The sequence below is a fragment of the Bacteroidota bacterium genome, assembly GCA_030706565.1.
Lineage (GTDB): Bacteria > Bacteroidota > Bacteroidia > Bacteroidales > JAUZOH01 > JAUZOH01.
Window position 1 is genome coordinate 1 of sequence record JAUZOH010000284.1, and the last position, 4,969, is coordinate 4,969.

At 40.8% G+C, this 4,969-nt stretch carries 6 protein-coding genes; 1 reads left to right on the forward strand and 5 read right to left on the reverse strand.

The genetic code is table 11. The features are described from left to right. From Q8907_12575 to Q8907_12595, 5 genes are all read right to left on the reverse strand, one after another. On the reverse strand, positions 1 to 128 hold a 128-nt coding region (locus Q8907_12575), incomplete at its 3' end, for an NAD(P)/FAD-dependent oxidoreductase (GenBank protein ID MDP4275105.1). An 11-nt stretch (positions 129 to 139) separates the two neighbouring features. Continuing rightward, a complete protein-coding gene (locus Q8907_12580; GenBank protein ID MDP4275106.1) occupies positions 140 to 406 on the reverse strand; it encodes a hypothetical protein in 267 nt (88 codons plus the stop codon). A gap of 90 nt (positions 407 to 496) precedes the next feature. Beyond that, positions 497 to 1,942, reverse strand: coding sequence for a pyruvate kinase (pyk, locus tag Q8907_12585; GenBank protein ID MDP4275107.1), 1,446 nt, complete (start codon positions 1,940 to 1,942; stop codon positions 497 to 499). A gap of 202 nt (positions 1,943 to 2,144) precedes the next feature. Continuing rightward, positions 2,145 to 3,557 carry an NfeD family protein gene (locus tag Q8907_12590; GenBank protein ID MDP4275108.1) on the reverse strand — a complete coding sequence of 471 codons (1,413 nt, stop codon included), beginning with the start codon at positions 3,555 to 3,557 and terminating at the stop codon, positions 2,145 to 2,147. Positions 3,558 to 3,567: 10 nt separating this feature from the next. Beyond that, positions 3,568 to 4,329 (reverse strand): menaquinone biosynthesis protein, encoded by a 762-nt coding sequence (locus Q8907_12595; GenBank protein MDP4275109.1) that lies wholly within the window; start codon positions 4,327 to 4,329, stop codon positions 3,568 to 3,570. Between the two features lie 157 nt (positions 4,330 to 4,486). Here Q8907_12595 and Q8907_12600 point away from each other — a divergent pair. Continuing rightward, a partial coding sequence (locus tag Q8907_12600; GenBank protein ID MDP4275110.1) for a lyase family protein occupies positions 4,487 to 4,969 on the forward strand: 483 nt, incomplete at its 3' end.

Below are 4,969 nucleotides of genomic sequence, written 5' to 3' on the forward strand. Positions count from 1 at the left end.
CGTAATTTCCGTGCAGGTTGGCCCATCTTTTCCAATACAAGCACTTTAGCCCCCCTGCTTCCTGCCTGACCTGCAGCCATGAGGCCTGCAGCTCCGCCTCCTATCACTATTACATCATAATCTGTCACTGATCTGTTTATTATTTATGATTACGACTGCTAAAAATTTGGGACATTGCGATTATTGCTATCGCAGCCCATGCAACATTCAAAAAGGCCGAAGGAAAAGCGTGGTAAAAAATAGTATTGATTATTAAAAATACACTTCCGGTGAAATTAAGAATCTGATAAACCACAGACTTGGCTGCAATTTTCCCCACAGAATTTAGCCCATAAGCCACAAGCACTTCCAGTGAACCAAGCCAGCCAATAACATTAATAAAAACCTCGTAAGGAGTATTTCCCATCAGTAATAATTAAGATAAACCTGCTGCCGGCCTTAAAAAAAAGACCTTCAACAGGAAAATTCAATATTTAAATTTATAACGTATACAATCTTAAGGAACAATGCTTAGTTTCATCATATTGGCCTGCCCTTTTTCCCAAAGCGGAGTGCCTACTATATGGATTACAGCATCATTGGTATGCAACAACCCTTTATCTTTCAAAAACTGAATAGTATAATTTATACTTTCATCAATATCATCGAGCTTATCATAGTAATAAGCCCTTACACCCCAGACCAACTGAAGCTTTCTCAATAAGGTGCGGTTGTTGGTAAAAGAAAAAACAGATGCCACCGGGCGATGGCCCGAAATTCTGTAGGCCGTATATCCCGTATGAGAAAAATTAATAATTCCTTTAGCCCCGGTTTGCTGGGACATCTTATATGCATTATAGCATATCGAATTGGAAATAAAATTGTTTGTGTGTTCCTGCGGCGCATGTTCCCTGTTGAAAGGGAAACCATTACTATTTTCGGTATTAGCCTCAGTATAATCGATAATTTTTTGCATATTACGGATCACACCGGCCGGATATTTACCCACTGAAGTTTCACCACTGAGCATCAGTGCATCAGCACCATCCAATACGGCATTAGCCACATCTGTAGCTTCAGCACGGGTAGGGCGAAAATTGGTGATCATGCTTTCCATCATCTGAGTAGCAATGATAACGGGTTTCGATTTCCAGATACATTTATTGATAATTTGCTTTTGTATCAAGGGTACCTGGTCAAAAGGCACTTCCACACCCAAATCCCCGCGGGCAACCATTACCCCGTCGGCAGCATCAATGATTTTATCTATATCCAGGAGAGCCTCCGGTTTTTCGATTTTGGCTATTACCCCGGCATGACCTTTTTTGCTGGCAATCAATTCCTTAAGATCAAGAATATCCTTTGCACTTCTGACAAACGAAAGGGCAACCCAGTCAACCTGATTTTCTATGGCAAAATTGGCGTTATCAATATCTGCAAGAGTAAGACTGGGCATGGAAATATCCGTATTGGGAAGATTAACCCCCTTCTTGGAGGAAATTGGCCCGCCATGAATAACCTTAGCCTTTACTTTATCGTGCCTGTTGGTTTCCGTAACTTCCAACTGTATCTTTCCGTCGTCAATCAGGATTGTATCCCCAATTTCCACATCATGGGGAAATTGCTGGTAACTAAGGTAGAGATGCTCCTTAGTACCCATGCATTTCTCGGTAACAAAAGTCAAAAGATCACCATCGGCGACCTCAATTAAATTATTCTCAACCTCGCCGATTCTGAGCTTAGGACCCTGCAAATCAGCCAAAATGGCAATATTGGTATGTAGTTCTTCATTCAGAGAATTAATGATCTGTATACACTTTTTGTGTTCCTCCTGATTGGAATGCGAAAAATTGAGCCTGAACACATCTACCCCTTCTTCAATCATCTGATACATCACTTCCCGGGTATTGGAAGCTGGTCCTAAAGTGGCTATAACCTTTGTATGTGACCTTACTAATCTCATATCTTACCTATTAAATTACACCTGGGGAAAAACTAAAAAACTATCCTTTATAAATCCGAAAAGATTTTAAATTTTCTTCCCCCTCGGAATAAAAAACATTTCCCAAATTAGACAGTGCAAGATTAGTCAATTTTATGCATAATTGGAACTCAAATCTCAAATAAATGCAAATTTTAACAGGCCACCCCCTAAAAATTGCATGTTATTCCTTTCTGACATATACTTGTCCGGTTTCAAACCTCACAACTTTAATCTTTTGTCCTTTTTCAACAAAACCTAATTCAGACTTGGCATCATAAACTTCATCTTCAACAATAACTTTTCCGGAAGGGCGCAATACGGTATGGGCAACACCTGTTTTCCCGACAAGTTTGTAGCCTTCGCTGCCATAGCTGGTGTAACCGAGTTCTTTATCCTGACTGGTATTTAAAGCCAGATTTTCGAAACGGGATGAAGTAAAAAGTTTCTTGCTCGCCCACAGAGACAAAAGAAAGGAGACAAACATAGACATACAAACCAGGCTGAAAGCTCTAAGAATAACATAAACAGGGTAGATCCCCCCGGTTTTAAAAATGCCATTATCAACCAGGCTGAGCGTCAAACCGGCAATAGTAAGGATAATCCCGGAGATGCCAGTAACACCGAATCCCGGAACCACAAAAACCTCCAGGGCAATCAGGATAAGTCCCGCGATAAAAACCAGCACTTCCCAGTTCTCGGCCAGTCCTTCCAGGTAGAGCGGGGCAAAGTATAAAACAGCTGAAAATATAGCCATGACGATAGGGAAACCCAAACCCGGCGATTGAAATTCGAAATAAATTCCTCCGACAATGATCATGATGAGAATAGCCTGGAGCAAGGGATTCATCAGGAAACCGATAATTGATTCCAGGGCGGTGAGCTTAAATTCCCTGATTGAATAATGATTTATTCCGGCCTGAGCAAGAACACCTCTGACTGTCTCAGCTTTTCCTTCGCAAAAACCCCATTTTATTGCTTCATTGGTTGTTAAAGTCAATACTTTTCCGGTATCATTCAAGTTCTTGATATAAGTCCTTGGATCCACCATAGCTTCTGCTATCAGTGGGTCGCGTTTCCATTTATATACCGTATCTTTTCCGTTAATCAGGGTGTCTTTTCCGTGAGCTTCAGCTGTAGCACGGATCATACCACGCATATACGACTGGTATTTATCCGGCATAGCCTGTCCGGATTGATTGACCACCGTTGCAGCCCCGATGGTGGCTCCCGGCCTCATGTAAATCCGGTCGGCAGCAATGGAGATCAAGGCTCCGGCCGATGCTGCATTATTGTCTATAAATACATAAACGGGCACAGGGCTGTTCAGGATTTTGGTCCGGATTGAATCGGCAGCATCCACGCTGCCTCCATAAGTGTTCATGTGAATCAGCACCAGGTCAGCATGCCAGAGTTCAGCTTCAGCAAAACCTTTTTTAACTATCCTCCAGGCTGCCGGGCCTATTTCTTTTTGCACAGGACAAACATAAACTTTTACAGGACGGTTGACAGGCCATTGTTTTTCTCGTATCCTGCCGGCAAAAGCAGAAATAAAAACCAGGAAGGAAAAAATCACATATAAAAATACCCTTTTCATTGATCAGATTTTAAATTAAATTTTGTCCGGCCGCATAATTGTAAAAAAGCTTTAAAGCGTTCTGCTTTTCAGCATCAAAATCATAATTTATATTATGAGTAAGATAATCGACAATATCGACATCCCGTGTCTGTGAATTCATGGCAAGTTGAGCAGCCTCCTCAATATGAGACAAACCGAATTTCAAAGCCTCATCAAACCTGGCGATAAAATCATCAGGCAAAGGTTTATTAGCCACCCAGCAGGCAAAAACAAAAGGTAACTTTGTAAAATTGAACCACTCCTCAGCCAGGTCATAAACAAACCGATGCCGGGGCGCTTCATGAAAAGTCTTATCGCCAATAATCAGAGCAGCCGAATTATCCCGAATTTTTGAAGGAGTAAAAGGCCCGTCAGGATCTAGCCAGACAGGATTTATTTTCCAGTAATCAGCCGAAAGGACCTTGACCAAAATATTGGAAGTACGGGAATGGCTGTCGAGATGTACCTGTTGAATTTGTTCAAGAGGGACATCGCTGGCCAGCAAAACGGTTTTCACCTTGCCGATTGCCCCTATACAATATTCCGAAATGATATAATGCTCTTTCAGCCCGGGAATAATGCCCACAGGTACAAGTCCAATATCTACCTTATCCGTTAAAAGTTTTTCGGCACAGATCGAAGGTACGTCAAATGACAGTTCTATATCCTCATAAACTTTGCTGTTTTCTATGCCATATACAAAGGGGACAGTATTTGCATAAGAAACGGCAGAAACTCTGATTGCTTTCATCGGTTTAAATATTTATTAGAATGAACAAAATTAAGAAAAACAGCTCACTCCAGCGAATAATAGTTCATGAAACAAAAAGTCCTGAAATAGCCTTTACTAAAGTTTAGTTCCGGATTCTTAAAAAATAATTAACTTTGGGGTTTTAATACATTTTCCTATGTACGAGTTAAATTCGTTAACTGCCATTTCTCCTGTTGATGGGCGGTATAGAAATAAAACCGCAGAATTGGCAGAATATTTTTCTGAATTTGCACTGATTAAATATCGTGTAAAAATTGAAGTGGAATACTTTATCGCTTTATGCCAGCTGCCCCTTCCCCAGTTGAAAGATGTCGATTCCTCAATATTCCCTGAACTCAGGGGGATCATTTCTGACTTTAAGCTTGAGGATGCACAGAGAATTAAAGATATTGAAAAGACAACCAACCATGATGTCAAGGCTGTTGAATATTTCCTTAAAGAAAAATTTGAACAGTTAAAACTTGAACAATATAAGGAATTCATTCATTTTGGACTAACTTCGCAGGACATCAACAATACGGCAACTCCAAGGCTTTTAAAAGATGCTGTGGAACAGGTTTATTACCCGGCCCTGAATGAATTAAGAGACGTTATCCTTAGTTTGGCCTCAGAAGCAAAA

Bases quoted from the DNA above. Each gene is read 5' to 3' on its own strand.
- Q8907_12580 (MDP4275106.1), bottom strand. From the start codon at position 406: ATGGGAAATACTCCTTACGAGGTTTTTATTAATGTTATTGGCTGGCTT.
- pyk (MDP4275107.1), bottom strand. From the start codon at position 1,942: ATGAGATTAGTAAGGTCACATACAAAGGTTATAGCCACTTTAGGACCA.
- Q8907_12590 (MDP4275108.1), bottom strand. From the start codon at position 3,557: ATGAAAAGGGTATTTTTATATGTGATTTTTTCCTTCCTGGTTTTTATT.
- Q8907_12595 (MDP4275109.1), bottom strand. From the start codon at position 4,329: ATGAAAGCAATCAGAGTTTCTGCCGTTTCTTATGCAAATACTGTCCCC.